Origin of the sequence: Streptomyces sp. NPDC006430 (genome assembly GCF_040612395.1) — a bacterium.
Lineage (GTDB): Bacteria > Actinomycetota > Actinomycetes > Streptomycetales > Streptomycetaceae > Streptomyces.
The window spans coordinates 48,751-74,092 of record NZ_JBEXQA010000003.1 but is presented as its reverse complement, the minus strand read 5'-3'; the positions used below and the strand labels follow the sequence as shown (position 1 = coordinate 74,092).

The following is a 25,342-nucleotide window of genomic DNA, read 5'->3' as shown; positions in this document are numbered from 1 at the left end:
AGTCGAGGCTGCCGGGCAGTCGCGGTGCGGCGACTGCCCGGCGGGAGATCAGGTCAGTGCGGCGAACCGACCATGTCCTCCTGCGTGTTCCGGACCGGGCGGAAGTGACTGTTCGTCACACAGCCGAGGTTCTGGTAGATGTTGGCGTTCGTCTGCGGGTCCTGGCCGGCCCAGTGGTACCGGCAGGCCCCCTGGATGTACCTCCCCTGGACGCCGCCGGGGAAGTCGATCTCCTTGTTCCACAGGTAGGGCGACTCGATGCCGGTCTGCCGCGCGGTGGCGTTCACGTCGATCCCGCCGGGCGCCTGGATCGCGTAGACCCAGCCGTCGTTCCCGCCCGACGTGGCGAACCCCTGCGCCACCCACCGCTCACAACTGGTGCTCACGTGCGCAGTGTTCTGCCCACCGCCGCCGGTGATCCACTTCGCCAGCGGGGTGAGATCCGTACCCAGCGGGGTGAAGCCGCTGCGGAAGATGACCTCCGGGTCCGGCCGGGTGTCCCCCCGCCACAATGTGTTCCCGTCGTGCCGCCAGTACCAGTCCTCGCGCAGTGCGGCGAGGTCCACCTGCGGTCGCAGCCCGCGGTCCGTCGTGGTCTGCGCCCACTCCGACGCGCGGTAGGCGCCGGTCGGGCCGCAGGGGCCGGTATCACGGATCTGCTCCGGGGTGCCCGGGTACGGGTCCGTCGCGGCACCGGCGGGTGAGCCGAACGCCAACGAAACGGTGACCAGGGCCGTGGCGGAAGCGATCCGAAACGCATTCTTCAACATGGTCGGACAACCCATCACTCGACGCACATGACCCAGTGTTCGTAGACGGAATCCGGGTGGAACCCACCGTTGTCCGCAACAGTCACCCTCGGGCGCCACGAGGTCCACCCGCCCGGCGCAGGACCCACCGCCCCCGCCCGCCCTGCCGGCGCACCCTCGGGTCGGTGCGGGCAGAGCCGGTCGGGTCGGCGGGCCGGCGGATCAGGACGCGCATCACCTGCGCCAGAACAGATGGTGCGTCACACCGCTCGGGCTGGGCACGACCTCCAGGTGGAACCGGTCGAGCAGCTCGTCGGGGGACTCCCAAAGTCGCACCCCGGAGCCGAGCCGCACCGGCGAGACCGCCACGTGCAGGGTGTCGACGAGGTCGGCGTCGAGGAACTGCCGGATGGTGGTGGCCCCGCCGCCGAGTCGGACGTCCTTGCCCCGGGCCGCCTCGCGCGCTTGTTCGAGAACCGTCGTTGGGTCGCCGGCGACGAAGTGGAACGTGGTGTCGGAGAGCGTGAACGAAGGACGCTCGTGGTGGGTCATGACGAACACCGGAGTGTGGAACGGGGGCTCGGCACCCCACCATCCGCGCCAGTCGTGGTCGCGCCAGGGCCCGCGCTGGGGTCCGAACTTGTTGCGTCCCATGATCTCGGCACCGATGTTGCGTGCGAAGTCCCGCGTGAAGTAGTCGTCGAGGCCGCGGCTGCCCCCGGGGTCGGTCCGCATGGGCCAGCTCGCCGTGGCTCCGGCCCAGGAGAACAGGTCCCCGGGGTCGGCGTGACCGAACGGCCTCTCCAAGCTCTGGTGCTCACCGGCACCGAATCCGTCACATGAGACGTTGAAGTTCTGGACCCTCAGCAGCTGCTGCACGTGTTGCCTCCTGCGTCGTCGATGACGTGGAGACTGCCCGGGAAGGCCGAACTCATCGGCCCGAACCTTCCCGGTCTGATCACGAGACGCCGGAGCCGAGGCCTCCCGGGGTACGGCCGACCGGTTCGTCGCGGCCCTGAGCCCACAGGGAGCGGACGTGGCCGAGGTGGCGGACCATGCAGGCCTGAGCCGCCTCCGCGTCCCCGCTGAGCATCAGGTCCAGCAGCTCGACGTGCTCCTGGGCGGAGGAGACCAGCTTTCCGGCCTCGTCCAGGCCCGTCAGCCCGTACAGCCGGGACCGCTTGCGCAGGTCACCGACCGTCTCGACCAGGCGATCGTTGCCCGCGAGGCCGAGCAGGGTGAGGTGGAAGCGGCGGTCCGCCTCCAGGTAGCCGATGAGGTTGTGCTCGCGCGCGCTGGTGACGATCTCCTCGGCGATGGGGCGCAGGGCCTCCAGCTGCTCCGCCGTGGCGATCTTCGTGATCCGGCCGATGGTCGGGACCTCGATCATCGTGCGCAGTTCGGTGTACTGGTCCAGGTCCCGTTCGCTGACCTCGGTGATCCGGAAGCCCTTGTTGCGGACCGGCTCCACGAGGCCTTCCCGGGCGAGGTCGAGCATCGCCTCGCGGACCGGTGTGGCCGAGACGCCGAGTTCGGCGGCCAGTCCCGGCGCCGAGTAGACGCTGCCCGGGCGCAGTTCACCCGCTATCAGAGCTGCTCGAAGGGCGTGGCCGACCTGGTCGCGGAGCCGTTCCTGGGCCTTGATGAGACTGTGCTGCTTCAGGTCACCCATTGCTTTTCCTCCGAGACACCGCACACCGTCGACACGCAGAGGACAGCGTACAATGTCACGTTTCGCTGTACTCTCCTGTGGCGCGGTACATCGCCACCGCCACCGCAAGATCTTCCCAGGCCATGCCCACGCTCTTGAAGAGCTGTGGACAACTCGACGGTGCACCCGCCGGCATCCGACCCGACACCAGGTCAGCCAGGGTGCCGCTGATATGACCGGCTCCGATGGCGCCCTCGGCCTCCGGCACCAGCAGGTCCCCCGCCTCCCGCAGGGCCGCCGCGCGCGACTCCACGTACACGGCGGCCCGCCGCACCAGGGAGGTGTCCGTCTCCCGGGCGTTCGGCTCGTGGGAGCCGACGGCCACCACCGTTGCCCCCGGCGCCACCAACCGCCCGTCGAAGAGGGGTTCGCGGGCCGTGGTGCAGCAGACCACCAGGTCCGCCTCCGCCACATCCGTCGGGGTGCCCGCGCGGGCCGGGACCCCGAGGGTGCGGGCGTGCACCACGAGTTTCTCCGCGGCGGCCGGGTTGCGGGCGACGACCGTCACCCCCGCCACCTCCCGTACGCCCCGCACCGCTTCGAGATGTCCGTACGCCTGGGGACCGGCACCGAAGAGCACCAGCCGCAGGGCCCGCCCGGCCGGCGCCAGGTACCGCAGCGCGAGCGCCGAGACCGCTGGGGTGCGCACGGTGGTCAGCGCCGCCCCGTCGAACAGGGCCAGCGGGCGCAGCGTCGGCCCGTCCAGCAGCAGGTAGGAGCCGGTGATGCGGGGCAGTCCGAGGGCCGGGTTGCCGGGCGCCACACCGGCGATCTTCACTCCGGCGTACGCCCCCGACGCGGCCGGCATGAGCAACAGTTCACCGCCGGGTACGGGCAGGGCGGTGCGCTGCGGGCAGGTCTCCGGGTCGAGCCCGTTGCGCAGTGCGTCGGCCAGCGCGTCGGCGGCTGCGGCCGGGGTCAGCAGTCCGGCCGTCTCGTCCGCCCCGAACTGGGGGATCACAGCAGGAACCCCGCGCCGAGGGCGTCCTGCGGATCCAGTACGAAGGTGTGCTCGCCGGTGCGGTAGGCCGTGCCGGTGACCTCCGTGACCAGGCCGTCGCCCGGTCCGCCGGAGCCGCCGGGGACCACCCGGCCGGTGAACACCGTGCCCACCACCGACTCGTGGAGCAGGTCCTCGCCCGCCCCGAGCCGCCCGTCCTCCGCCAGCAGCGCGAGCCGCGCCGAGGTCCCGGACCCGCAGGGCGAGCGGTCGATCTGGCCGTCGGCGAAGACGGTGACGTTGCGCTGGTGCAGCCCAAGGGTGGGGGTCCCCCCGGCGGAAGCTCGGGGAGTGTCGGGCAGTTCCTCGTAGAGGATCACCCCGTACACCCCGGAGAGCAGCGGTCCGCCGGGGTGCCAGGTCCCGGGGTGGGTGGCCAGTGCGGCCCGTACCTCCTGCCCCGCCCGTACGAGCTCGGGCAGCGCGGCCCGGGACACCTCCAGGCCGAGGTCCCGGGCGCGGACCGACGCGTAGCAGGCGCCGGCGTGCGCGATGTCCACCTCGGCCATGCCGAGGGTGGTCGCCACCGGCACCTTGCGGGCGCTGACCCGGGCGGGGACGTTGCGGAAGGTGACGCCGGTGGTGCGGCCGCCGGTGCGGTGCACGGTGGCGGCGACCCGCCCGGACGGCACGTCGATCCTCACCTGCGCGTCCCCGTCGTCCGGTGCGGCGACCCTGCCGGTGTCCACGGCCCAGGCGCCGAGCGCCATGGTGCCGTGGCCGCAGGCGGTGGAGTAGCCGTCCTTGTGCCAGAACAGCACTCCGAAGTGGGCCCCGTCGTCGTCGGGGGGCACGATGAAGCCGCCGTACATTCCGGCGTGCCCGCGCGGCTCCTGGACGAGGAGCCGGCGCACGTCGTCCAGCAGGCCCCGGCGGGGGGCCGTCCCGGAGCCGCCGGGGCCGATGGCGGTGGCGCAGCGCTCGGCGACGGTGTCCCCCGGCAGTGGCGCCAGGCCCGTGGAGGCGACGTCGACGATGCGGAACGGCTCGCCGGCCGTGTGGTAGTCGGCGGTCCGAACGCTGGCCACGCGGGTCACACCGGTTGCATGAGTCTCACCGGTCACAGGAGGAATCCTCCGGGGAAGGGGTCGGACGGGTCGAGGAAGTACTGGGCGGTACCGGTGATCCAGGCCCGCCCGGTCACGGTGGGCACGACGGCCGGCAACCCGCCGACCGTGGTCTGGCCGACCAGTCGCCCGGTGAACTCGGTGCCGATGAACGACTCGTTGACGAAGTCGGCGCCGATCCCGAGGAGGCCGCGGGCATGCAGCTGGGCCATGCGCGCGCTGGTTCCCGTACCGCAGGGCGAGCGGTCGAACCAGCCCGGGTGGATGGCCATGGCGTGCCGGGAGCGGTGGGCGTCGGAGCCGGGGGCGGCGAGGTAGACGTGCTTGACCCCGGCGATGGAGGGGTTCTCGGGGTGGACGGGCCGGTCGTCGGAGGCGTTGATCGCGTCCATGACGGCGAGTCCGGCGGCCAGCAGGTCGTCCTTGCGGTCCCGGTCGAAGGGGAGCCCGAGGGAGTCGAGTTCGACGAAGGCGTAGAAGTTCCCGCCGTAGGCGAGGTCGTAGGTGACCGTGCCGTATCCGGGGACCTCGGCCTTCAGGTCGAGCCCGACGCAGTAGGAGGGGACGTTGGTGAGGGTGACGGCGGTGGCCGCCCCGTCCTCGACGCGGACGTCGACGCTCACCAGTCCGGCCGGGGTGTCGAGCCGGACGGTGGTGACCGGCTCGACGACCTCCACCATGCCCGTCTCGACCAGGACGGTGGCGACCCCGATGGTCCCGTGCCCGCACATGGGGAGCAGGCCCGACACCTCGATGTAGAGCACGCCGAAGTCGGCGTCGGGCCGCGTGGGAGGCTGAAGGATCGCGCCGCTCATCGCGGAGTGGCCGCGCGGCTCGTACATGAGCAGGGTCCGGACGTGGTCCGTGTGCTCGATGAAGTGGAGCCGCTTCTCGGCCATGGTGGCGCCGGGGATCACCCCGACGCCCCCGGTGATCACCCGGGTCGGCATGCCCTCGGTGTGCGAGTCCACCGCGTGGTAGATGTGGCGCGTGCGCATGGGGTCTCCCGGGTAGTTAGACGAGGCCCTCGGCGAGGGCCTTCTCGGTGGCGGCGCGGACGGCCGCCTCGGTCTCCCCGGTCAGCGGGAAGCGCGGCGGACGGGTGGCGCCGCCCGGGCGTCCCGCGAGATCCATGGAGAGCTTGATGGCCTGGACGAACTCGGTCTTGGAGTCCCAGCGGAGCAGGGGGTGCAGGGACTTGTACAGCGGCAGCGCGGTGGCGAGGTCGGCGCGGACGGCGGCCCGGTAGAGGTCGGCGCAGGCCCGGGGCAGCGCGTTGGGGTAGCCGGCGATCCAGCCGACCGCGCCGGCGAGGGCGAGTTCGAGCAGGACGTCGTCGGCGCCGACGAGGAGGTCGAGTCCCGGTGCGAGTTCGGCGATCTCGTAGGCGCGCCGGACGTCCCCGCTGAACTCCTTGACCGCGACGATGCTGCCGTCGCCGTGCAGGCGGGCGAGCAGGGCGGGGGTCAGGTCCACCTTGGTGTCGATGGGGTTGTTGTACGCGACGACGGGCAGCCCGACGCGGGCGACCTCGGCGTAGTGGGCGCGTACGACCTCCTCGTCGGCCCTGAAGGCGTTGGGCGGCAACAGCAGGACGGAGCCGGCCCCGGCTTCGGCGGCCTGCTCGGCCCAGCGGCGGGCCTCGGCGCTGCCGTAGGCGGCGACGCCGGGCATGACGCGGTCCCCGTCTCCGCCGGCCGCTTCGACGGCGGTCCGCACGACGCGCGCCCGCTCCTCGTCGGTGAGGGTCTGGTACTCCCCGAGGGAGCCGTTGGGGACCACGCCGTCGCAGCCGTTGGCGATCAGCCAGGCCACGTGCTCGGCGTAGGCGTCGTAGTCGACGGTCAGGTCCTCGCGCAGGGGCAGTGCGGTGGCGACCATGATGCCGTGCCAGGGGCGGGTGCGGGGCGGGGTGGGCACGTGGGTGTGCGCGTGGGTCATGAGAGAGCTCCCTAGAGTGATGTGTGACATTTTACTAGTGGGTACGAGTCGGCCACAAGGGCCCGGACCGCCGGATCAGTCGTCCGCCGGGGGCAGTTCGGCAAGGTGGCGCAGCGGAACCGGGCAGGACAGGGGCCTGCGGTCGGGCGCGTCGCCGTCGGAGGAGGACCCCTCCCCGGCCAGAGCGGCGACGGCCGGTCCGCACATGCGGCCCTGGCACCACCCCATGCCGGAGCGGGTGAGGAGTTTGACCGTACGGGCGTCCCGTGCGCCGAGGTCGGCGACCGCCTCGCGGATCCGGCCGGCCGGGACCTCCTCGCAGCGGCACACGTCGGTGTCGTCCCGCAACCATCCGGTCCAACCCGCGCCCGGACGGTGGGCGCAGCCCATCGCGTCGGCGAAGGCGCGGAGCCGCGCACGGCGGCGGGCGAGTGCAGCGGGAGCGGGTCGCCCGGCGACCGCGTGGGCAGCGATCTCCCCTTCCGTCAGGGCCAGTTGGGCGCCGCCGATGCCACCGGTCTCCCCGGCCGACCAAATGCCGGGCACCGAGGTGCGCTGCCCTTCGTCCAACTCCAGGGCGAAGGTGCCGTCGCTACTGCGGCGGGTGGCGCAGCCGAGCCCGGTGGCCAGCTCCAGCTGGGGCACGAGCCCGTGGCCGACGGCGAGGGCGTCGCAGGGGATCCGGCGGGCAGTACCGGGCAGGGGCCGCCAGGTGTCGTCCAGCCGGGCCACGGTCACGGCCTCGACCCGGTCGGTGCCGTGGGCCTCGGTCACCGCGTGCCGGGTGAGCAGACGGACGTGCCGCCGGAGCAGGGCGCTGCCGTACGTGGCGGCCTCGACGAACTTGCCGGGGTTGCGCAGCAGCGCGGGCACGTGGCCGACGTAGCCGGTGTAGGCCGCGGCCTCGACGACGGCCGGCACCCGGGCCCCGGCGGCGGCGAGCGAGCCGGCGACGGCGAGCAGCAGCGGCCCGCTCCCCGCGACGACCACCCGCCGGCCGGGGAGCACGAGTCCGCTCTTGAGCATGGCCTGCGCTCCGCCGGCCCCGACGACCCCCGGCAGGGTCCAGCCGGGGAAGGGGAGTTGTCGTTCGTAGGCTCCGGTGGCCAGGAGTACGGCCCGGGCGCGGACGGTCGCCGCCCTCTCCTCGCGGTCGGCGACGGCGTGCAGCTGCCAGGCGGTGGCGTCCGGGACGACGGTCCAGACGTGGTGTCCGGGCAGGTACGTGATCCGGCCGGCCGACGCGTGGGCGCGCAGGGCGGCTTCGCGGGAGGCGAAGGCGGCCCAGCCGTGGTGCAGGGCCTCGGGGTGGGCGGCGCCGAGTCCGGGGGCCGGGTGGCGGTAGAACTGGCCGCCGGGGCGCTCCCCCGCGTCCAGGACGGTGACCCGCAGGCCGAGGTCGGCGGCCGTGACGGCGGCGGCGAGCCCGGCGGGGCCGGCGCCGACGATCGCGAGGTCGGTCGTCGCGCGGCCGGTCGCGTCGGGGTCAGACTGCGAGGTCGGCACGGCCGGTTCCCTCCTGGGTGGTGACGGTGTCCCCGGGACACGCGGGGACGAGGCAGGCGCGCTGGTTCGGGCGGCCGTTGACGGTGACGAGGCAGTCGTAGCAGCTGCCGATCCCGCAGAACGCCCCCCGCGGGGCGCCGCCCTCGCGCGTGGTCCGCCAGGCGAGGATCCCCGCGCCCCAGAGCACGGCGGCGATGCTCTGACCGGCCTGCGCGGTCAGCTCACGGCCGTCGAAGCGGAGGACGTACGTGGCCTGCGCGGCGCCCCCGACGAGGTCGCGGGGCGAGCGGCGCCGCTGCGGCACGCCGGCTCCGGCGGGGTGGGTCATCGTCCGTTCTCCTTCGGTGTGCGGGCACGGGCGGCGGGAGCGTCGGGGCCGTCGGGGCGGTGGCGCTCCGGGGCCGGGGCGCAGCGGGGTCCGGCCGCCGGCTTCGGGGCCGTCTGCGCTCCTGTCTCTTCCGTGCCCGCCTCCGCCTCCGTCGGGAAGCGGTCGGGGCGGAACGGCCCGGGATCCAGTGGGGGTTCGGAACCGGTCAGGGCGGAAGCGATCAGCAGGCCCGTTGCGGGGGCGAGGCCGATGCCCGCGCCCTCGTGGCCGCAGGCGTGCAGCAGGCCCGGGACCCGGGGGTCCGGGCCGATGGCCGGGAGGTGGTCGGGGAGGTACGGGCGGAAGCCGTGGTAGGTCCGCAGCACCCGGACGTCGGCCAGGACCGGGAACAGCTCGGCCGCTTGGGCGGCGAGGCGCCGCAAGGCCTCCGTCGACAGGGACCGGTCGAAGCCGACCCGCTCCCGGGTCGCGCCGATCAGCACCGGGCCCGAGGGGGTGCCCTCGACCACGGCCGAGGACTGCAGGGCCGCCGATCCGCTGGCCACGTCCGCGATGTAGTCGGCTGCGTAGACCTTGTGCCGGACCACCCTCGGCAGGGGCTCCGTCACCAGGACGAACCCGCGGCGCGGGAGCACAGGGAGGGACACCCCGGCCAGTTCTGCGATGCGACCGCCCCAGGTGCCGGCCGCGTTCACCACCGCGGGGGCCGAAAGCTGACGGCGCGAGGTGCGGACCCCCCGTACGACGCCGTGCGCCAGCACGATCCCGGTGACCTCCTCACCGAGGTGGACCTGTGCCCCCGAGGCGGCGAGCAGCCTGGCCGCCGCCTGGGCCGGCTGGACCTGGGCGTCCTGCGGGTAGAGGAAGCCGCCCGCCCGGCCCGGGGCGAGGTGCGGCTCCAGCTCGCGCAGGTCGGCGGGGCCCGCCTCGATCGCATCGACCCCGGCGGCGCGCTGGCCGTCGGCGAAGCCGCGCAACGCCTTCAGGGTGGCCCCGTCCGGGGCGACGACGAGCCCGCCCTTGGCCTCGTACTCGATCTCCGGCGGGAGGAGCGCCGCGAGTTCGCGCCACAGCCCGGCCGACAGCAGGGCCAGGTCGAGTTCCGGGCCGGCCTCCTTGTCGGAGACGAGGAGGTTGCCCTCCCCGGCACCGGTCGTGCCGCCTGCGACGGGGCCGCGGTCGACGACGGCCACGGAGAGTCCGGAGCGGGCCGCGTAGTAGGCGCACGCGGCTCCGACGACGCCGGCGCCGATGATCACGACGTCCAGGGGATGTCTCTTGGGCACGGCAGTAATATGTCACATTCTTTATTGGGTGCCTAGGGTCGGCCGGGTCGGTCCCTCCCCCCGTTCAGGTGAGGGACCGACCCGGCCGCGGGATCAGCTGCGCAGCGGACCTTCACAGCTGTAGCTCGACGTTCCCGCAACGTGGTTGGACCAGATCTCCACCGGCCCGAAGGAGCAGTTCATGTCGGCCAGGTTGTTGGAGGCCGCGCCCGCCCGGTCGAGGATGAAGTAGTCCACCGTCTCCGACATGTCCTTGAAGTTCTGGTCGTCGCTGCGCCAGTTCTTCAGGTTGGCGCTGATCCGGCCGGTGCAGGTGAACCGGCGCTTGCCCGGGTCCCCGTTCTCCACGCAGTCGGGGGTGTTGTACGTGGCCGTCGCGAAGGTGGACTTCACGTCCGCCAGCGCGGAGTCGCGCAGCTGGCCGTTGGGCGTGAACGAGGTGTTCGGCACGTAGAGCTGGTCCACCTTGGCGATCTGCGCGTCCAGGAAGCGGTCGTAGTCGCGCTGGAGGTAGGTGTCCGAGCCCATCCGGTGGCGCCAGGCGTCGTACGCCGCGACGTCGTTGTTGCGCAGGTGGGTGTACATCTCCCGCAGCAGCGAGGGCTTCTCGGTCCACAGGAACTCGAAGAAGGTGCCCGCGTAGCTGTAGAAGCGGAAGCCGTCGCCGTCGTACGTCGCGTTGAGCAGTTGCTCGACGGTCATCCGGGGCCCACCGCCGGACGTGTCGCTGATGATGCTCTTGACCAGGGACTTGCGGACGGCGATGCCGTTGTCGCGGGTGGCGCCGTCGAAGAACTCGGCCGTGCCCTCGTCCATGGCGGTGGTCCGGTCGCCCTCGTACCAGGGACCCTCCCCGAAGAAGCCGGGGACGGCGAAGCGGCCGTTGAGGTAGTGCGTGTACTCGTGGCGGAAGAGCTCTTCGAGGGTGAGGCTGGAGTCCTGCGGGACGCGCCGCTGGTACGTGTAGAAGGTGGCGCCGTTCTCGATGTACATGCCGCCGTTGTTGGTGCCGTAACCGGTCAGGATCGGCTGGTAGTTCACGTAGTCGGCACGGGAGGCGTACAGCACGATGTTCAGCGTGGCGTTGGGGTCGCCGGCCAGCGGCTGGTCGGTGCCCAGGACGCGGTGGAACTGCGTCTTGACCTGCTTGCTCGCGTAGTACAGCTGGTCGACTGCCGCCCGGTCGAGCGCGGTGCGGACCTTGATGGCGCCGTTGTCGTAGGTGAAGGTGTTCGGGAAGAGCTGCTTCTCGATGTCCTCCTTGCACACCCCGTACTGCTTGCAGGCGTCGTAGGTGTTGAGCCACGAGACGATCTTGGCCCACGGCTCGCTGCCGTCACCGAAGGTGGACTTGACCTGCGACAGCAGGACGCCGAGGTCCGCGACGATCGGGTCCCTGAGGCCCTCCACCTGGCCGAAGCGGCCGTACTCGCCGAGGGCGTCGCGGGCCACCCAGGCGTTGTTCGTCCCCTTGAGGTGGGTGTACGTGGCGAAGGCCTTGAAGGCTGCGCGGTACGAGGCGTCGGCGGCCACCGCCGCGTGGAACGCGGAGTCGCGGTTGCCCGGGTAGACGCCCAGGTAGTTGACGGACAGGGCGGCGAGGGCCGCGCCCGCCCAGGAACCGTCCTGGTTGGTGGCGGTGTGGGCCGGGTCCATGGTGGCCAGGACCTTCTTGATGAGCCCCAGTTGGTGCTGGCGCAGGCCGGGTGCGCTGGCGGCGTAGAGGGCCTCGCGCAGGGTCCGGGCGTTCGAGGCGGTGACGTCGAAGGTGTGGGCCGCGTTCCCGAAGTCGGCGACGGCCTGTCGCATGGCGTCCACCGTCGGGGCATCGGTGACGTCGATCTCGGAACGCGAGTAGTCGTGGTAGACGACGGCGTGCAGGTACGTGAACATCTCCTCCAGGCGGGAGGAGTTGCGGCCGTCGTGGGCGGCGGACAGGGCGGATATCCGCCGGGAGACGGCCTGCACGTGCGCGTCGGACATGACCGGGGCCAGGCGGGCGTCCCAGGTCCAGATCAGGCCGCGCAGACAACCTTCGGCGGTGACGGCCTGGTCTCCGAGGAAGTCGGCGAGCTGCTCCGGGGTGAGGTTCGTGATCCCGTCGAGGGTGCAGGGGACGCCGGCGGCGAGGGTCTTCCCGGTGGGCGCGGCCTGGGAGGCCGCGGGTTTGCCGCCCTTCTCGGTGCGGGCGGCGGTCGCAGCGGCGGCAGGGTGGGCCCCGGGGGTGCGGCCGTCGAGGGCGATCCCGCCGGGAGCCTGGGAGGGCGCCGCGACGGCCTCCTTGGGCGACGCGAGGTGGTCGACCTCGTCGAACGGGTTCGCTCCGGGGGCGCCGGAGGTGAAGGTTCCGGGCGCGGCGGCCGGGGCGGGGGCGACCGCGGGAGCCCGCTCGGCGGCCTGGGTCACGGCCTGGCCTGCAGTGGCGAGGAGGGTGACCGCCACGGCGGCGGAGAGGAGGGACGTACGCACAGCTCTGTGCTGGGACACCAAGGACTCCTGTGGGGAAGGGAGGTGGGGGACATGGCGCGCTAGGCGTGATGCGTGAACCGCCTTGTGTCACACGGCGTTTGACGGGTATTAACGTGCCGCGGTGTGAGCTGTAACATAGTAATGTGAAATTGCACTGACAAGACCTGTGCGCCCACCAGTTCACATCTTCTTGAGGGAGCCCTCATGGCCGACACCCCCTCCCGCCTCAACATCGGCAGCCACGACCTGCCGGTATCAGCAGAGTTGTCCCGCTTCATGGCTGCCGACTGGGCCGCGACACCCCTCCCCGACGCCGCACGCGTGCCCGCGTACGCCGTCACCCCGGCCCGCCGCACCCGGCTCTCGGCGCGCTTCCCGGGCGAGCGACTGATCGTCCCGGCCGGCGAGCTCAAGGTCCGCTCCAACGACTGCGACCACCGCTTCCGCCCGCACAGCGCGTACGCCTGGCTGACCGGACTGACGGGTGAGGACCAGGTGGGCCACGTCCTCGTACTGGAACCCTCGGGGCCGCACGGCCACGAAGCCGTCCTGTACCTGCGCCCCCGCTCCCCGCGCGCGGACGGGAACGAAGAGTTCTACCGCGACCGCCGGTACGGGGAGTTCTGGGTCGGCCGCCGCCCCGACCTGGCGGAGGCGGAGCGCCTGACGGGCCTGCGCTGCGCCCACCTGGATTCCCTCGGCTCCCCGGTGGGCCGCAACGCCGCGACGGACCCGGAACTGGCCGCAGCGCTCTCCGAACTGCGCCTGGTGAAGGACGCCTGGGAAGTCGAACAGCTCCAACTCGCCGTCGACCACACGGCGGCCGGCTTCGAGGACGTCGTACGGGCGCTGCCGCGCGCCCTGGCGCACCCGCGCGGCGAGCGGTGGATCGAGGGGGTCTTCGGCCTGCGCGCCCGGGCGGAGGGCAACGGCACCGGGTACGACACGATCGCGGCGTCGGGCGCGCACGCGTGCGTCCTGCACTGGATCCGCAACGACGGCCGGCTCGACCGGGACGAGCTCCTCCTACTGGACGCGGGCGTGGAGACCGACACGCTCTACACGGCGGACATCACGCGCACCGTCCCGCTGTCGGGGCGCTTCTCCCCGGTGCAGCGGCAGGTGTACGAACTGGTGCTGGCCGCCCAGGAGGCGGGCATGGCAGCGCTGCGCCCCGGGGCGAGCTTCAGGGACTTCCACCGGGCCGGAATGCGGGTGATCGCGGAGGGCCTGGCGGAATGGGGGGTCCTGAAGCACGCGGAGGGCGATCTGCACCGGCGGTACACGCTGTGCAGCAGCGGTCACATGCTGGGACTGGACGTCCACGACTGCGCGAAGGCGCGGGCACGGACTTACCTGGACGGGGTCCTGGAAGAGGGTCAGGTGTTGACGGTCGAGCCCGGCCTGTACCTCCAGCCGGACGACGAAACCCTGCCCGCGGAGCTGCGCGGCATCGGCGTGCGCATCGAGGACGACCTGGTCATCACAGCAAAGGGCGCCCGACTGATGTCGGGCGCCTTGCCGCGCACGGTGGCGGGCATCGAAGAGTGGATGGGGACTCTCATGGCCGGCTGAGCGTCCGCCCCACCGACCGGCGGGCACCGGTGCTACCGCCTCACGGAGGCCCCGGGCCCGCTCACGGAGGGGTTGTACTAGCGGCCGTTACCGCCGTTACCGCCACCGCCGCCGCCGTTACCGCCGTTACCGCCGCCACCGCCGCCGCCGTCACCGCCGCCGCCGTTACCGCCGCCACCGCCGCCGTCACCGCCGCCGTTGCCACCGCCGTTGCCACCGCTGTCGTGGCCGCCGTTACCGCCACCGCCGCCGCCGTTGTCGTAGCCGCCGTCGCCGCCCCGGCCACCGTTGTCGCGGCCGCCGTTGGAGTCGTGCCGGCCGTCATTCCAATTGTTGTTGTATCGGCCGTCGTCATTCCAATGGTTGTTGTACCGGCCGTTGTCATTCCAATAGTTGTGGTGGCGGCCGTCGTACCACGAGTCCAGGTCCCAGCACCAGTACGGCCTGTCGTGCCGGTTGTTCCAGCGGTGGGGGTCGCAGCAGTAGCGGTAACGCCAGCTGTCGTTGTCGCGCCAGTGGTCGCGGCACCACTGGTTGTTCTGCGAGGTCTGCGAGGTCTGCGGGGCCTGCGAAGGGCCTGCCGCGAAGGCCCCGCTAACGGGCATCAAACCCAGCGTGATGCCGGCTGCCCCGGCAACAGCTGCTGTGATGATCCCACGGCGCATGGTGATGCACCTCCGAGCATTGATGACGTTCCTTACAAAAAGGGTCATTTCCACCCTCCCTCTGATCCCCACCCGTGTCAAAAGCCGGAGCCGCCGCCCCGCACCGTGATGCCGGCAACAGCACCTGGACCTGAACGGGGCGACGGTGCGGCAGTCAGGGCGGCGGTGCGTCGAGCACGGCGATACCATCCAGTTCGACCAGGGCAGTGTCGTCCCAGAGCCGGACCACACCGATGACGGCCATGGCCGGATACTGGCGGCCGGCCATCCGCCGCCAGATGCGGCCGAGTTCGGGCGCGTGGGTGCGGTACGCGTCCACGTCCACCGCATAGACCGTCACCCGGGCCAGGTCCGCCGGGGTGCCGCCGGCGGCGACGAGCGCCGCGAGGAGGTTGCCCAGGGCGCGTTCGAACTGCTCGGGCAGGGTGTCCCCCACCACTTTGCCCGAAGCGTCGAGCGCGGTCTGGCCGGCCAGGAAGACCAGCCGGGAGCCGCTCGCGGCCACTGCGTGGGAGAAGCCCGCCGGCGGGGAGAGCTCCGCCGGATTGATCCTCTCGATACTCACCGGTAGAGCTCCTTCGCGATGATCGTGCGTTGGACCTCGCTCGCACCCTCGTAGATCCGCGGAGCCCGCACCTCCCGGTACAGGTGCTCCAACAGGTGGCCGCGCTGCAGGGCGACGGCCCCGTGCAACTGCACGGCGTGGTCCACCACGTACTGTGCGGTCTCCGTCGCGAGGAGCTTCGCCATCGCGGCCCGGCGCGGAACGTCCGCAGAGCCGGCGTCGTACGCGCCCGCCGCCGCATAGACCAGGAGCCGGGCGGCCTCGGTACGGGTGGCCATCTCGGCGACCCGGTGGCCCACCGCCTGGAGGTCGCCCAGCACACCCCCGAAGGCGGGCCGCGCCGCCGTGTACGCCAGCGTCGCGTCCAGTGCGGCCCGGGCCATACCGACCGCGAAGGCGCCCACGCTCGGCCGGAAGAGGTTCAGGGTGTCCATCGCCACCCGGAAACCCCGGCCGGGCTCGCCCAGCAGGTCCTGCGCACCGACCGGGACCCCGTCGAACGAGAGCCGGCCGATCGGGTGGGGGGAGAGCATGTCCAGGGACTCCCCCGACACTCCGGGACGATCGGCCGGGACCAGGAAGGCGGTGACGCCCTTTGCACCCGGCCCTTCACCCGTTCGGGCGAACACGGTGTAGAAATCCGCCTCCGGGGCATTGGAGATCCAGCACTTCTCGCCGCTGAGCCGCCACCCCTCCCCCGCGGGGGCGGCCACCAGGGCCAGCGCCGCCGCGTCCGAGCCCGCCCCCGGCTCGCTCAGCGCGAAGGCCGCCACCGCGCGGCCCGTGCGCACCCGTGCCAGCCAGCGCGTCCGCTGCTCCGACGTCCCCGAGCGGAGCACCGGGTACGCCCCCAATCCTTGGAGGGCGAGGGCCGTCTCCGCCTCCGTGCACCCGTACGCGAGGGATTCGCGCAGCAGGCACAGTTCCAACGCCCCCGAGGTGAAGACCCGCTCCAGCAGGCCCAGCTCGCCCAGTGCCGCGAGCAACGGGCGGTTGACCCGTCCCGGCTCGCCCTTCTCGGCGAGCGGCCGCAGCCGATCGACCGCCAGCGCGCGCAGTTGCCCGCACCACTCTTCTTGTTCCGCCCCGAGCGCGAATCCGGTCATCCGAATATCCCCGCTTCTATCGCGTCCCATTGACTGCCGTCACCATCACGATACGCTCATGGGGCGCCTCCCAGCCGTGGCCGGGAGACCAACCGCACGGCCTGCTCCACCACTTCGGTCCCCCGCCCGGGGCCGCTGCCGTTGCAAGGGGGGCGAACCCGCCTTGGAGCTCAAGCCATCCGCCCACGCCGACACCTTCGCGCGCGACCACCTTCCGCCGGCCCACGCCTGGCCGGAACTCCTCTTCGAGCTCCCCGAGCTGGCCTATCCGGACCGGCTCAACTGCGGCGCCGAACTGCTCGACGCCACCATCGCCCGGTTCGGGCCCGACCGCCCGGCCTTCCGCAGCGGCGCCGGCGAGGTGTGGACGTACGGGGAGCTGCGCGAGCGCGTGGACCGCCTCGCCCGTGTCCTCACGGTCGATCTCGGCGTGGTCCCCGGCAACCGGGTGCTCCTGCGCGGCCCCACCGGCCCCTGGCTCGCAGCCTGCTGGCTGGCGGTGGTGAAGGCGGGTGCGGTGGCCGTGACCGTCCTGCCGCAGCAGCGGGCGCACGAGCTGGCCACGGTCTGCGCAATGGCCCGGGTGCAGTACGCCCTGTGCCACGTGAGCGTGCTGGACGATCTGGCCAAGGCCGAGGTGCCGGGCCTGCGGATCACCCCGTACGGCGGTGCGACCCCCGACGACCTGGTCCACCTGGCCGAGCGGCACGAAGGGGCCTTCGCCGCCGTCGAGACCTCCGCCGACGACGTGGCCCTGATCGCGTTCACCTCGGGCACCACCGGCCGCCCCAAGGGCTGCATGCACTTCCACCGCGACCTGCTCTCCATCGCCGACACCTTCTCCCGCAACGTCCTGCGCCCCCGCCCCGACGACGTCTTCGCGGGCAGTCCCCCGCTCGGCTTCACCTTCGGCCTCGGCGGCCTGCTCGTCTTCCCGCTGCGCGCCGGGGCCTGTGCACTGCTGCTGGACCAGGCGGTCCCGCGCAGGTTGCTGCCCGCCCTCGCCGAGCACCGGGTCACGGTGCTGTTCACCGCACCCACCGCGTACCGGGCGATGCTGGACGACCTGGGCCCGTACGACGTGGGTGCGTACGACCTGTCCGCCCTGCGCCGCTGCGTCTCGGCGGGCGAGAACCTCCCGGCCGCCACCTGGCGGGCCTGGTTCGAACGCACCGGCCTGCGGATCATCAACGGCATCGGGGCCACCGAGCTCCTGCACATCTTCATCTCCGCGGCCGACGCGGACATCCGTCCGGGTGCGACCGGCCGGGTGGTCCCGGGCTGGCAGGCGCAGGTGGTCGACGGCTCCGGACGCCCGGTCGCGGACAACGTGCCGGGGCTGCTGGCCGTCCGCGGCCCGGTGGGCTGCCGATATCTGGCGGATCCGCGGCAGGCGGAGTACGTGCGCAACGGCTGGAACCTCACCGGGGACACCTACGTCCGCGACCCGGAGGGCTATTTCCGCTACGTCGCCCGCGCCGACGACATGATCGTCTCGGCGGGCTACAACATCGCAGGCCCGGAGGTGGAGGAAGCCCTGATGCGCCACCCGGACGTGGTGGAGGCCGCGGTGGTGGGCCGCCCGGACGAGCGACGCGGGCAGATCGTGGTGGCCTACACCGTCACGCGGGTCGGTTCGGCACTGACGGAGGAGGCCCTGCGCGCGTTCATGCGGGCCGAACTGGCACCGCACAAGTGCCCCCGCGCCTTCGTCTTCCTGCAATCGCTGCCCAGGACCGCGACGGGGAAACTGCAACGGTTCCGGCTGCGCGATCTAGAGTGAACCCGTGGTCGAGCAGCACACCCCGCGATCCCTGATCGTCACGTTCTACGGAGCCTACGGGCGGGCCTTCGAAGGCCCGGTCCCGGTGTCCGCGCTGATCCGCCTGCTGGGCGTGGCCGGCGTGGACGCTCCGTCGGTCCGCTCGTCGGTGTCCCGACTGAAGCGGCGCGGCTTCCTGCTGCCCGCGCGCGCCGGGGACGGCTCGGCGGGCTACGAGCTGTCCCCGGAGGCCCGGCAGCTGCTGGACGACGGCGACCGGCGGATCTACGGGCAGCGCGACGCGCACCCGTCGGGGGAATGGCTGCTGGCGGTGTTCTCCGTACCGGAGCAGGAGCGGCACAAGCGGCACCTGCTGCGCTCGCGGCTCGCCCGGCTCGGCTTCGGCGCGGTGGCGCCGGGGGTGTGGATCGCCCCCGCCCACCTGTACGAGGAGACCGGGCACACCCTGGACCGGCTGCACCTGACGGCGTACGTGGAGCTCTTCCGCGGCGGCCACCTCGGCTTCGCCCCGACCGTCGAGGCGGTGGCCCGCTGGTGGGACCTGGCCTCCCTGGCCAAGCAGCACGAGGAGTTCCTCGACCTGCACGAACCGGTGCTGCGCGCCCTCCAGACGGGTCCGGCCCCCACCCCCGAGGAGGCCTACCGCAGCTACCTCCTCGCCCTGGACAGCTGGCGCCGCCTCCCGTACGCCGACCCGGGCCTGCCGAGCGAGCTGCTGCCCGCGGACTGGCCGGGCGACCGGGCGGCGGCCGTCTTCGCCGAACTGCACTCCCGGCTGCGGGACGTCGGCGCGGAGTTCGTGGAACCCTAGCCGCCGGGGGCGGCGCCACGAGGGGGTGTGACGCCTCCTGATCGTCCTCCGCCCCCACCGCCGCTCCCGTCCCCGCGGCGGCCTGCGTTCCCGTGGTGGCCGGCCTGGCCGCCTGCGTCATACTCATGTGCGGGGGAGCCGATCCGGCGCCATCATGAGCCATGACGTGGACCTTCACCCATGACCTGGCGGCCTATCTGGCCGCGGCGGGCCCGGCCGTGGCCGGCGAGCCCGTCGCCAACACCACCCTGCTGACCGTGACGGACGCGCTGGAGCGGCGCGGCCCGAACGCCTACGGGTCCGTCGAGCCGTTCTTCGGCTGGTGGACCGCCGCCGACGGGAACGTCAGCGGCGCCCTGCTGTGCACCCCGCCGCATCCGCTGCTGATCGGGGCGCTGCCGCAGAAGGCCGTCCGCGCGCTGGGGACCGCGCTCGCCGCCGAGCCGCTGCTCGCCGGGGTCGACGCGCTGAACGCCCGCCGCCACGATGTGCAGGCGCTGGCCGCGGCCTGGGGGAAGCGGAGCGAGGTCACCGAGGAGAACCGGCTGTACCGGCTCGCCGGACTCCTCGCCCCGGATCCCGCGCCGGCCGGGCAGGCCCGGGCCGCCACCCCGGCCGACCTGCCGCTGCTGATGGACTGGGCCGGCGCCTTCAAGCGGGAGACCGGGGAGCCGGGAGGCCCCTCCGAAGCCTTCCTGCGCGACCGGCTCTCGTACGGGGGCATGCTGCTCTGGGAGGACGCCGGGACTCCGGTGTCGATGGCCGGGTTCTTCCGCGCGATCGGCGCGGTCTCCCGCGTCGGCCCGGTGTACACCCCGCCGGAGCTGCGCGGTCGCGGGTACGCCGCCGGGGTCACGCACGCGGTGAGCGAAGCGGCGTACGCGGCCGGCGCCTCGGAGGTGCTGCTCTTCACGGACCTGGCCAACCCGACCAGCAACGCCATCTACCAGCGCCTGGGCTACACCCCGGTCGAGGACCGCGTCGTGGTGGCCGCCGTGTGAGCGCCCCGCCGGAATCCGGCGCACCCCCAGAACTCCTGCGGGTACGGCCGCGAACGTCGTGCAATGGCGGCGCTGTGCCACGAGTGCCTGGCGCTCGGCGGCGGGCGATCCCGCCTCAGCCGCGGCCGGTCGGCGGTTTGCGGCTGCCGGCCCGGTACGGGGCCGGCCAGGGGGCGGCCGGGCCTTCGTAGGACTGGTCGGCGGCGGCGTGCAGGGTCCAGTGCGGGTCGTACAGGTGGGGGCGGCCGATCGCGCAGAGGTCGGCGCGGCCGGCCAGCAGCAGGGAGTTCACGTCGTCCCAGGAGGAGATGGCGCCCACGGCGATGACCGGAACGCCGAGTGCGTTGCGGATCCGGTCCGCGTAGGGGGTCTGGTACGAGCGCCCGTATTCGGGGGCCTCGTCCGCCACCACCTGGCCGGTCGACACGTCGATGGCGTCGGCGCCGTGGGCGGCGAAGGCGTCGGCGATGTGGACCGCGTCCTCGGCACGGGTGCCGCCCGGCGCCCAGTCGGTCGCCGAGATGCGGACGGTCATCGGACGGTCGTCGGGCCAGACGGCACGGACCGCGTCGAAGACCTCCAGCGGGAAGCGGAGCCGGTTCTCCAGCGTCCCCCCGTAGGCGTCGCCGCGGTGGTTGGTCAACGGGGACAGAAAGCCGGACAGCAGGTAGCCGTGGGCGCAGTGCAGTTCCAGCAGGTCGAATCCGCAGCCCGCGGCCCGTACGGCGGCTGCCGCGAACTGGGAGCGGATCGACGCGAGGTCGGCCGCCGTGAGCGCGCGGGGGATCGCCGAGACGCCCGGCCGGTAGGGCAGTTCCGAAGCGGCGGCCACGGGCCAGTTTCCCTCCGGGAGGGGATCGTCCATCCCTTCCCACATCAGCCGCGTGGAGCCCTTGCGGCCGGAGTGCCCGAGTTGGACCCCGAGCGCGGTACCGGGCGCCGAGGTGTGGACGAAGTCCGTGATCCGGGTCCAGGCTGCCGCCTGCTCCGCCGTGTACAGCCCGGTGCAGCCGGGGGTGATCCGGCCCTCCGCGGACACGCACACCATCTCGGTCATCACCAGGGCGGCTCCGCCGAGGGCCCGCGCGCCCAGGTGCACCAGGTGGAAGTCTCCGGGCACCCCGTCCTCGTGCTGCGCCGAGTACATGTCCATCGGGGAGACCACGACCCGGTTGCGCAGGGTCAGCCCGCGTAGCCGCATCGGGGTGAACATCGGCGGGGTCGCCTCGTCCGGGCAGCCGAAGTCCCGTTCCACGGCCCGGGTGAAGCGTTCGTCGCGCAGCCGCAGGTTGTCGTGGGTCACCCGGCGGCTGCGGGTGAGCAGGTTGAAGGCGAACTGCCGGGCCGGCTGCTCGACGTATCCGGAGAGCTCCTCGAACCACCGCATGCTGGCGGCGGCGGCGCGCTGGGTCGAGGCCACCGCCGGTCGCCGGGCGGCCTCGTACGCGGCCAGGGCGGCGGGCACGTCCGACCGCGCGCCCACGGCTTCGGCGAGCGCGAGCGCGTCCTCCACGGCCAGCTTGGTGCCGGAGCCGATGGAGAAGTGCGCGGTGTGTGCGGCGTCGCCGAGCAGCACCACGTTGCCGTGTGACCAGCGCTCGTTGACGACGGTGCGGAACTGCGTCCACGCCGAGCGGTTGCCGTGCAGCGGTCGGCCGCGCAGGGCCTCGCCGAAGAGCTTGGCGCAGCGGGCGGCCGACTCGTTCTCGTCGCACCGGTCGAAGGCGGCGGCCCGCCACACCTCCTCCCGCATCTCCACGATCACGGTGGAGGCGTCCGCGGAGTACGGGTACGCGTGCAGTTGCACCACGCCGTGCTCGGTCTCCGCGATCTCGAAGCGGAAGGCGTCGAAGGCGAAGTCGGCGGCCAGCCAGATGTAGCGGCAGCGCCCGCTCGTCAGCGTCGGCCGGAAGTGAGCGGCCCCGCTCTGCCGGGTCGCGCTGTGCACTCCGTCGGCCGCGACGACCAGGTCGTAGCAGGCCGCCAGTAGTTCGGCGGCGGGCGCCGCGGCGCGGAAGTGGAGCTTCACCCCGAGTCCGGCGCAGCGCTCGTACAGGATCTCCAGCAGTCTGCGCCGGCCCAGGGCCGCGAAGCCGTGGCCGCCGGAGGTGAGCAACCGTCCCCGGTGCACGATCTGGATGTCGTCCCAGCGCACGAACTCCGCGCTGAGGGCGGCGTAGACCGCGGTGTCGGCCTGCTCGATGCCACCGAGGGTCTCGTCGGAGAGCACCACGCCGAAGCCGAAGGTGTCCTCGGGGGTGCCCCGCTCCCACACCTCGACCGTGTGGCCCTGCCGGGCCAGGAGTGCGGCGGCGTACAGTCCTCCCGGCCCGCCGCCCACGACGGCGACCCGCAGGACGCGCCGGGGGGCCTCGACCGGCATGGCGCGAGCGGACATGCGGCTACCTGCCCTTCCACTCCGGGGGCCGCTTCGCGGTGAAGGCGGCGTGGAACTCGGCGTAGTCCCGGCCGTTCATCAGCAGGGCCTGGGTGTTGGCGTCCAGCTCGACCGAAGCGGCCAGCGGCATGTCGAGCTCTGCCGTCAGCAGCGCCTTGGTCTGGGCGAAGGCGAGGGCGGGCCCGGCGGCCAGGTGGGCGGCGAGTTCGGCGGCCCGTGCGTCGGCCTGGCCCTCCTCGGTGAGTTCGCTGAGCAGGCCGATGCGCTCGGCCTCCGGAGCACGGACGGGTTCTCCGAGCATCAGTAGCCGGGTGGCGTGGCCGAGGCCGACGACGCGGGGCAGCAGGTACGCGGCGCCCATGTCGCCTCCGGAGAGGCCGACGCGGGTGAACAGGAAGGCGAAGCGGGCGGTGGGGTCGGCGATCCGGAAGTCGGCGGCGAGGGCGAGGACGGCGCCGGCGCCGGCGGCGACGCCGTGGACCGCGGCGATCACCGGGAAGGGGCATTCGCGCAGCGCCCGCACCACCTGGCCGGTCATCCGGTTGAAGTCGAGGAGCTGGGCGGTGTCCATGGCGAGGGTGGCGCCGATGATCTCGTCCACGTCTCCGCCGGAACAGAAGCCGCGCCCCTCGCCGCCGAGCACGAGGGCGCGTACGGACCGCTCCCGGGAGAGCTCGGCGAGCAGGTCGCGCAGGTCGGCGTAGGCGCCGAAGGTGAGGGCGTTGAGTTTTTCGGGGCGGTCGAGGGTGACGGTGGCCACGCCGTCCTGCCGGGCCACCCGCAGGTGGCGCCACCGTTCGGTCGCTGCTGTGGAACCGATGAAGGGGCTCACCCGATCGACGGTATCACCGCATCGTGACCACCGTCACGAAGACGCGACAGTCGAGTGAAGAGGGCGCGGGTGCGCCCGCTCCACCGAAGGGCCCCGCCCCCGCCCCTGACCCGCCGCACCGGGCGCGGCGAGGCCGCGTGGTTCACCGGGGCGGCGCGATCCGCATGACTATGCGGGTTGGACGGTCGGGCGGGCGAGCGTCGCGACGAGTACGGCCTTGATCGTGTGCAGCCGGTTCTCGGCCTCGTCGAAGACGACGGAGTGTGCGGATTCGAACACCTCGTCCGTCACCTCCAGCGAGTCCAGCCCGTGCCGCTCGTGGATCTCCCGGCCGACCGCGGTGCCCAGGTCATGGAAGGCCGGCAGGCAGTGCAGGAACTTCACGTCCGGGTTTCCGGTCGCGCGCAGCACCTCCATGGTCACGGCGTACGGCGCCAGGGCGGCGATCCGCTCGTCCCAGACCTCCTTGGGCTCGCCCATGGAGACCCATACGTCGGTGGCGACGAAGTCCGCCCCGGCCACGCCCTCGGCCACCTGCTCCGTCAGCGTGATCCGGGCCCCGCTGGCATCCGCGAGCTCGCGCGCCTGGGCCACCACGGCTTCGGCCGGCCAGTAGGCCTTCGGCGCGACGATGCGTACGTCCATGCCGAGCAGGGCGCCGGTCACCAGGTAGGAGTTGCCCATGTTGAAGCGGGCGTCGCCGAGGTAGGCGAAGGCGATGCGGTCCAGCGGCTTGGCGCAGTGCTCGGTCATGGTGAGCACGTCGGCCAGCATCTGGGTGGGGTGCCAGTCGTCGGTGAGTCCGTTGAAGACGGGCACGCCGGAGTGGGCGGCGAGCTCCTCGACCGCCTCTTGACTGTCGCCGCGGTACTCGATCCCGTCGAACATCCTGCCGAGCACCCGCGCGGTGTCCTTGACGGACTCCTTGTGGCCCATCTGGGAGCCGGCCGGGTCGAGGTAGGTGGTGCGGGCGCCCTGGTCCGCGGCGGCGACCTCGAACGCGCAGCGGGTGCGGGTCGAGGTCTTCTCGAAGATCAGCGCGATGTTCCTGCCCTGGAGGCGCCGCTGCTCGGCCCCGGCCTTCTTGGCCGCCTTGAGGTCGGCGGCGAGCTCGATCAGGCCGCGGAACTCGGCGGCAGTGAAGTCGAGCTCCTTGAGGAAACTGCGGCCGACGAGGTCGGTGGCCATGGGGACGCTCCAGGGGGACGCTGACAGGGGATGATGGAACTCTATACGATGGACTGCATTGCTATACAGCCCCTTCGTTTCCCCTCCCGCGGATCCTCCCCGGTCAGACGGCGTCCCGCTGCACCGGGCAGCTCATGCAGCGCGGCCCGCCCCGGCCCCGGCCGAGCTCACTGCCCGGGATCTCGATCACCTCGATGCCCATCTTCCGCAGGTGCGTGTTGGTCGTCACGTTCCGCTCGTACGCCACCACCACGCCCGGTTCGACCGCGAGCACGTTGCAGCCGTCGTCCCACTGCTCGCGCTCCGCCGCGCGCACGTCCTGCGTGGGGGTCAGCACCCGGATCGAGTCCAGCCCGAGGGACGCGGCGATCGCCCGGTGCATGTGCTCCGGTGGGTGGTCGGTCACCTTCAGCTCCTGGAGTCCCGCGCCCGGCTCGATCGTGTAGGACCGCAGCATGCCCAGGCCCGCGTACTGAGTGAACGTATCTCCATCGACCATGGTCATCACCGTGTCCAGGTGCATGAACGCCCGCCGCTTCGGCATGTCGAGCGCGACGATGCTGGTCGCCGACCCGGCCGCGAACAGGCCCCGCGCCAACATCTCCACCGCCTGCGGGGTGGTCCGCTCGCTCATCCCGATCAGCACCGCACCGTTGCCGATGACGAGCACGTCCCCGCCCTCGATGGTCGAGGGGTAGTCCGCCTGCCCCTGCGACCAGTAGTGGAAGGGCTCGGAGGCGGTGAAGAGCGGGTGGTGCTTGTAGATCGCCTCGAAGTGCACGGTCTCGCGCTGCCGGGCCGGCCAGCGCATGGCGTTGATGGACACCCCGTCGTAGATCCAGGCGGAGGTGTCCCGGGTGAACAGGTGGTTGGGCAGCGGCCCCAGCAGGAAGTCGTCCAGCTCCATGGCGTGGAAGCGGACCGACACCGGCTCGACGTGCCGCTCCAGGAACTCCCGCTTGGTCATCCCGCCGATCAGTGCCTCGGCCAGGACCGCCGACGGCAGTCCGTCGAAGACGGCGCGCAGGTGGTCGGCGGCGAGCGGCCCGTACTCCTTCTCGTCGAACACCCGGTCCAGTACGAGGTGTCTCGCCTCCGGGATGTCCAGGGCCTCGCACAGCAGGTCACCGAAGAGGTACACCTCCACGCCCCGGTCGCGCAGTACGTCGGCGAAGCCGTCGTGCTCCTGGCGGGCCCGGCGCACCCACAGCACGTCGTCGAAGAGCAACGCGTCCTTGTTGCTCGGTGTGAGCCGCTTCAGCTCCAGGTCGGGCCGGTGGAGGATGACGCGGCGAAGCCGCCCGGTCTCGGAATCGACATGGAATCCCATGCCGTACACGGTGGCAGACCGGACGGCTCTT

The 25,342-nt window shown here is 72.5% G+C and carries 22 protein-coding genes; 4 read left to right on the top strand and 18 right to left on the bottom strand.

Annotated elements, in window-relative coordinates; genetic code table 11:
• Nucleotides 1-53 precede the first annotated feature (53 nt).
• The 11 genes from ABZZ20_RS06340 to ABZZ20_RS06290 all read right to left on the bottom strand — a co-directional run bounded on the left by ABZZ20_RS06340 (nucleotide 54) and on the right by ABZZ20_RS06290 (nucleotide 12,075).
• On the bottom strand, nucleotides 54-770 hold the full coding sequence (locus tag ABZZ20_RS06340; RefSeq protein ID WP_356867362.1) for a hypothetical protein: 717 nt from the start codon (nucleotides 768-770) through the stop codon (nucleotides 54-56).
• Nucleotides 771-983: 213 nt separating this feature from the next.
• Nucleotides 984-1,628 carry a dihydrofolate reductase family protein gene (locus ABZZ20_RS06335; RefSeq protein WP_356867360.1) on the bottom strand — a complete coding sequence of 215 codons (645 nt, stop codon included), beginning with the start codon at nucleotides 1,626-1,628 and terminating at the stop codon, nucleotides 984-986.
• 79 nt (nucleotides 1,629-1,707) lie between these two features.
• Nucleotides 1,708-2,421 carry a GntR family transcriptional regulator gene (locus ABZZ20_RS06330; RefSeq protein ID WP_356867358.1) on the bottom strand — a complete coding sequence of 238 codons (714 nt, stop codon included), beginning with the start codon at nucleotides 2,419-2,421 and terminating at the stop codon, nucleotides 1,708-1,710.
• A gap of 55 nt (nucleotides 2,422-2,476) precedes the next feature.
• A complete protein-coding gene (locus ABZZ20_RS06325) occupies nucleotides 2,477-3,418 on the bottom strand; it encodes an ornithine cyclodeaminase family protein (RefSeq protein WP_356867956.1) in 942 nt (313 codons plus the stop codon).
• Nucleotides 3,418-4,488 (bottom strand): proline racemase family protein, encoded by a 1,071-nt coding sequence (locus ABZZ20_RS06320; RefSeq protein WP_356867356.1) that lies wholly within the window; start codon nucleotides 4,486-4,488, stop codon nucleotides 3,418-3,420. Before ABZZ20_RS06320 ends, ABZZ20_RS06325 begins: the two co-directional genes overlap by 1 nt.
• Before the next feature lie 32 nt (nucleotides 4,489-4,520).
• Complete coding sequence (locus ABZZ20_RS06315; protein WP_356867354.1) at nucleotides 4,521-5,525, bottom strand: proline racemase family protein; 1,005 nt, start codon at nucleotides 5,523-5,525, stop codon at nucleotides 4,521-4,523.
• Between the two features lie 16 nt (nucleotides 5,526-5,541).
• Complete coding sequence (locus ABZZ20_RS06310; RefSeq protein WP_356867352.1) at nucleotides 5,542-6,468, bottom strand: dihydrodipicolinate synthase family protein; 927 nt, start codon at nucleotides 6,466-6,468, stop codon at nucleotides 5,542-5,544.
• A gap of 75 nt (nucleotides 6,469-6,543) precedes the next feature.
• A complete protein-coding gene (locus ABZZ20_RS06305; protein WP_356867350.1) occupies nucleotides 6,544-7,974 on the bottom strand; it encodes an NAD(P)/FAD-dependent oxidoreductase in 1,431 nt (476 codons plus the stop codon).
• The gene (locus ABZZ20_RS06300; protein WP_356867348.1) at nucleotides 7,955-8,302 is read right to left on the bottom strand and encodes a (2Fe-2S)-binding protein; all 348 of its coding nucleotides are present in this window, start codon (nucleotides 8,300-8,302) and stop codon (nucleotides 7,955-7,957) included. The genes ABZZ20_RS06305 and ABZZ20_RS06300 overlap by 20 nt, the downstream gene beginning before the upstream one ends.
• Entirely contained in the window at nucleotides 8,299-9,588 is a 1,290-nt protein-coding gene (locus ABZZ20_RS06295; RefSeq protein ID WP_356867346.1) for an FAD-binding oxidoreductase, read from the bottom strand. Before ABZZ20_RS06295 ends, ABZZ20_RS06300 begins: the two co-directional genes overlap by 4 nt.
• 93 nt (nucleotides 9,589-9,681) lie before the next feature.
• Nucleotides 9,682-12,075, bottom strand: coding sequence for a collagenase (locus ABZZ20_RS06290; RefSeq protein ID WP_356867344.1), 2,394 nt, complete (start codon nucleotides 12,073-12,075; stop codon nucleotides 9,682-9,684).
• Nucleotides 12,076-12,261: 186 nt separating this feature from the next.
• Here ABZZ20_RS06290 and ABZZ20_RS06285 point away from each other — a divergent pair, with 186 nt between their 5' ends.
• Nucleotides 12,262-13,632, top strand: a complete 1,371-nt coding sequence (locus ABZZ20_RS06285) for an aminopeptidase P family protein (protein ID WP_356867342.1) — start codon at nucleotides 12,262-12,264, stop codon at nucleotides 13,630-13,632.
• 77 nt (nucleotides 13,633-13,709) lie between these two features.
• Here ABZZ20_RS06285 and ABZZ20_RS06280 read toward each other — a convergent pair whose 3' ends face one another.
• The 3 genes from ABZZ20_RS06280 to ABZZ20_RS06270 all read right to left on the bottom strand — a co-directional run bounded on the left by ABZZ20_RS06280 (nucleotide 13,710) and on the right by ABZZ20_RS06270 (nucleotide 15,968).
• A complete protein-coding gene (locus tag ABZZ20_RS06280) occupies nucleotides 13,710-14,237 on the bottom strand; it encodes a hypothetical protein (RefSeq protein ID WP_356867340.1) in 528 nt (175 codons plus the stop codon).
• Nucleotides 14,238-14,451: 214 nt separating this feature from the next.
• Nucleotides 14,452-14,862: a RidA family protein gene (locus tag ABZZ20_RS06275; protein ID WP_356867338.1), complete on the bottom strand. Its 411-nt coding sequence runs from the start codon at nucleotides 14,860-14,862 to the stop codon at nucleotides 14,452-14,454.
• Nucleotides 14,859-15,968 (bottom strand): acyl-CoA dehydrogenase family protein, encoded by a 1,110-nt coding sequence (locus ABZZ20_RS06270; protein ID WP_356867336.1) that lies wholly within the window; start codon nucleotides 15,966-15,968, stop codon nucleotides 14,859-14,861. Before ABZZ20_RS06270 ends, ABZZ20_RS06275 begins: the two co-directional genes overlap by 4 nt.
• Before the next feature lie 163 nt (nucleotides 15,969-16,131).
• Between ABZZ20_RS06270 and ABZZ20_RS06265 the strand changes: the two genes are divergently transcribed.
• The 3 genes from ABZZ20_RS06265 (at nucleotide 16,132) to ABZZ20_RS06255 (ending at nucleotide 19,563) form a co-directional block, all read left to right on the top strand.
• Nucleotides 16,132-17,751: an AMP-binding protein gene (locus ABZZ20_RS06265; protein WP_356867334.1), complete on the top strand. Its 1,620-nt coding sequence runs from the start codon at nucleotides 16,132-16,134 to the stop codon at nucleotides 17,749-17,751.
• A 4-nt stretch (nucleotides 17,752-17,755) separates the two neighbouring features.
• A complete protein-coding gene (locus tag ABZZ20_RS06260) occupies nucleotides 17,756-18,562 on the top strand; it encodes a PaaX family transcriptional regulator C-terminal domain-containing protein (protein WP_356867332.1) in 807 nt (268 codons plus the stop codon).
• A 161-nt stretch (nucleotides 18,563-18,723) separates the two neighbouring features.
• A complete protein-coding gene (locus ABZZ20_RS06255) occupies nucleotides 18,724-19,563 on the top strand; it encodes a GNAT family N-acetyltransferase (RefSeq protein ID WP_356867330.1) in 840 nt (279 codons plus the stop codon).
• A 115-nt stretch (nucleotides 19,564-19,678) separates the two neighbouring features.
• Here ABZZ20_RS06255 and ABZZ20_RS06250 read toward each other — a convergent pair whose 3' ends face one another.
• From ABZZ20_RS06250 to ABZZ20_RS06235, 4 genes are all read right to left on the bottom strand, one after another.
• The gene (locus ABZZ20_RS06250; protein WP_356867328.1) at nucleotides 19,679-21,961 is read right to left on the bottom strand and encodes a bifunctional salicylyl-CoA 5-hydroxylase/oxidoreductase; all 2,283 of its coding nucleotides are present in this window, start codon (nucleotides 21,959-21,961) and stop codon (nucleotides 19,679-19,681) included.
• A gap of 4 nt (nucleotides 21,962-21,965) precedes the next feature.
• On the bottom strand, nucleotides 21,966-22,793 hold the full coding sequence (locus ABZZ20_RS06245) for an enoyl-CoA hydratase family protein (RefSeq protein ID WP_356867326.1): 828 nt from the start codon (nucleotides 22,791-22,793) through the stop codon (nucleotides 21,966-21,968).
• A 168-nt stretch (nucleotides 22,794-22,961) separates the two neighbouring features.
• Entirely contained in the window at nucleotides 22,962-23,981 is a 1,020-nt protein-coding gene (gene argF, locus ABZZ20_RS06240; RefSeq protein WP_356867324.1) for an ornithine carbamoyltransferase, read from the bottom strand.
• Nucleotides 23,982-24,084: 103 nt separating this feature from the next.
• The gene (locus ABZZ20_RS06235; RefSeq protein ID WP_356867322.1) at nucleotides 24,085-25,311 is read right to left on the bottom strand and encodes an arginine deiminase; all 1,227 of its coding nucleotides are present in this window, start codon (nucleotides 25,309-25,311) and stop codon (nucleotides 24,085-24,087) included.
• Nucleotides 25,312-25,342: the final 31 nt, after the last annotated feature.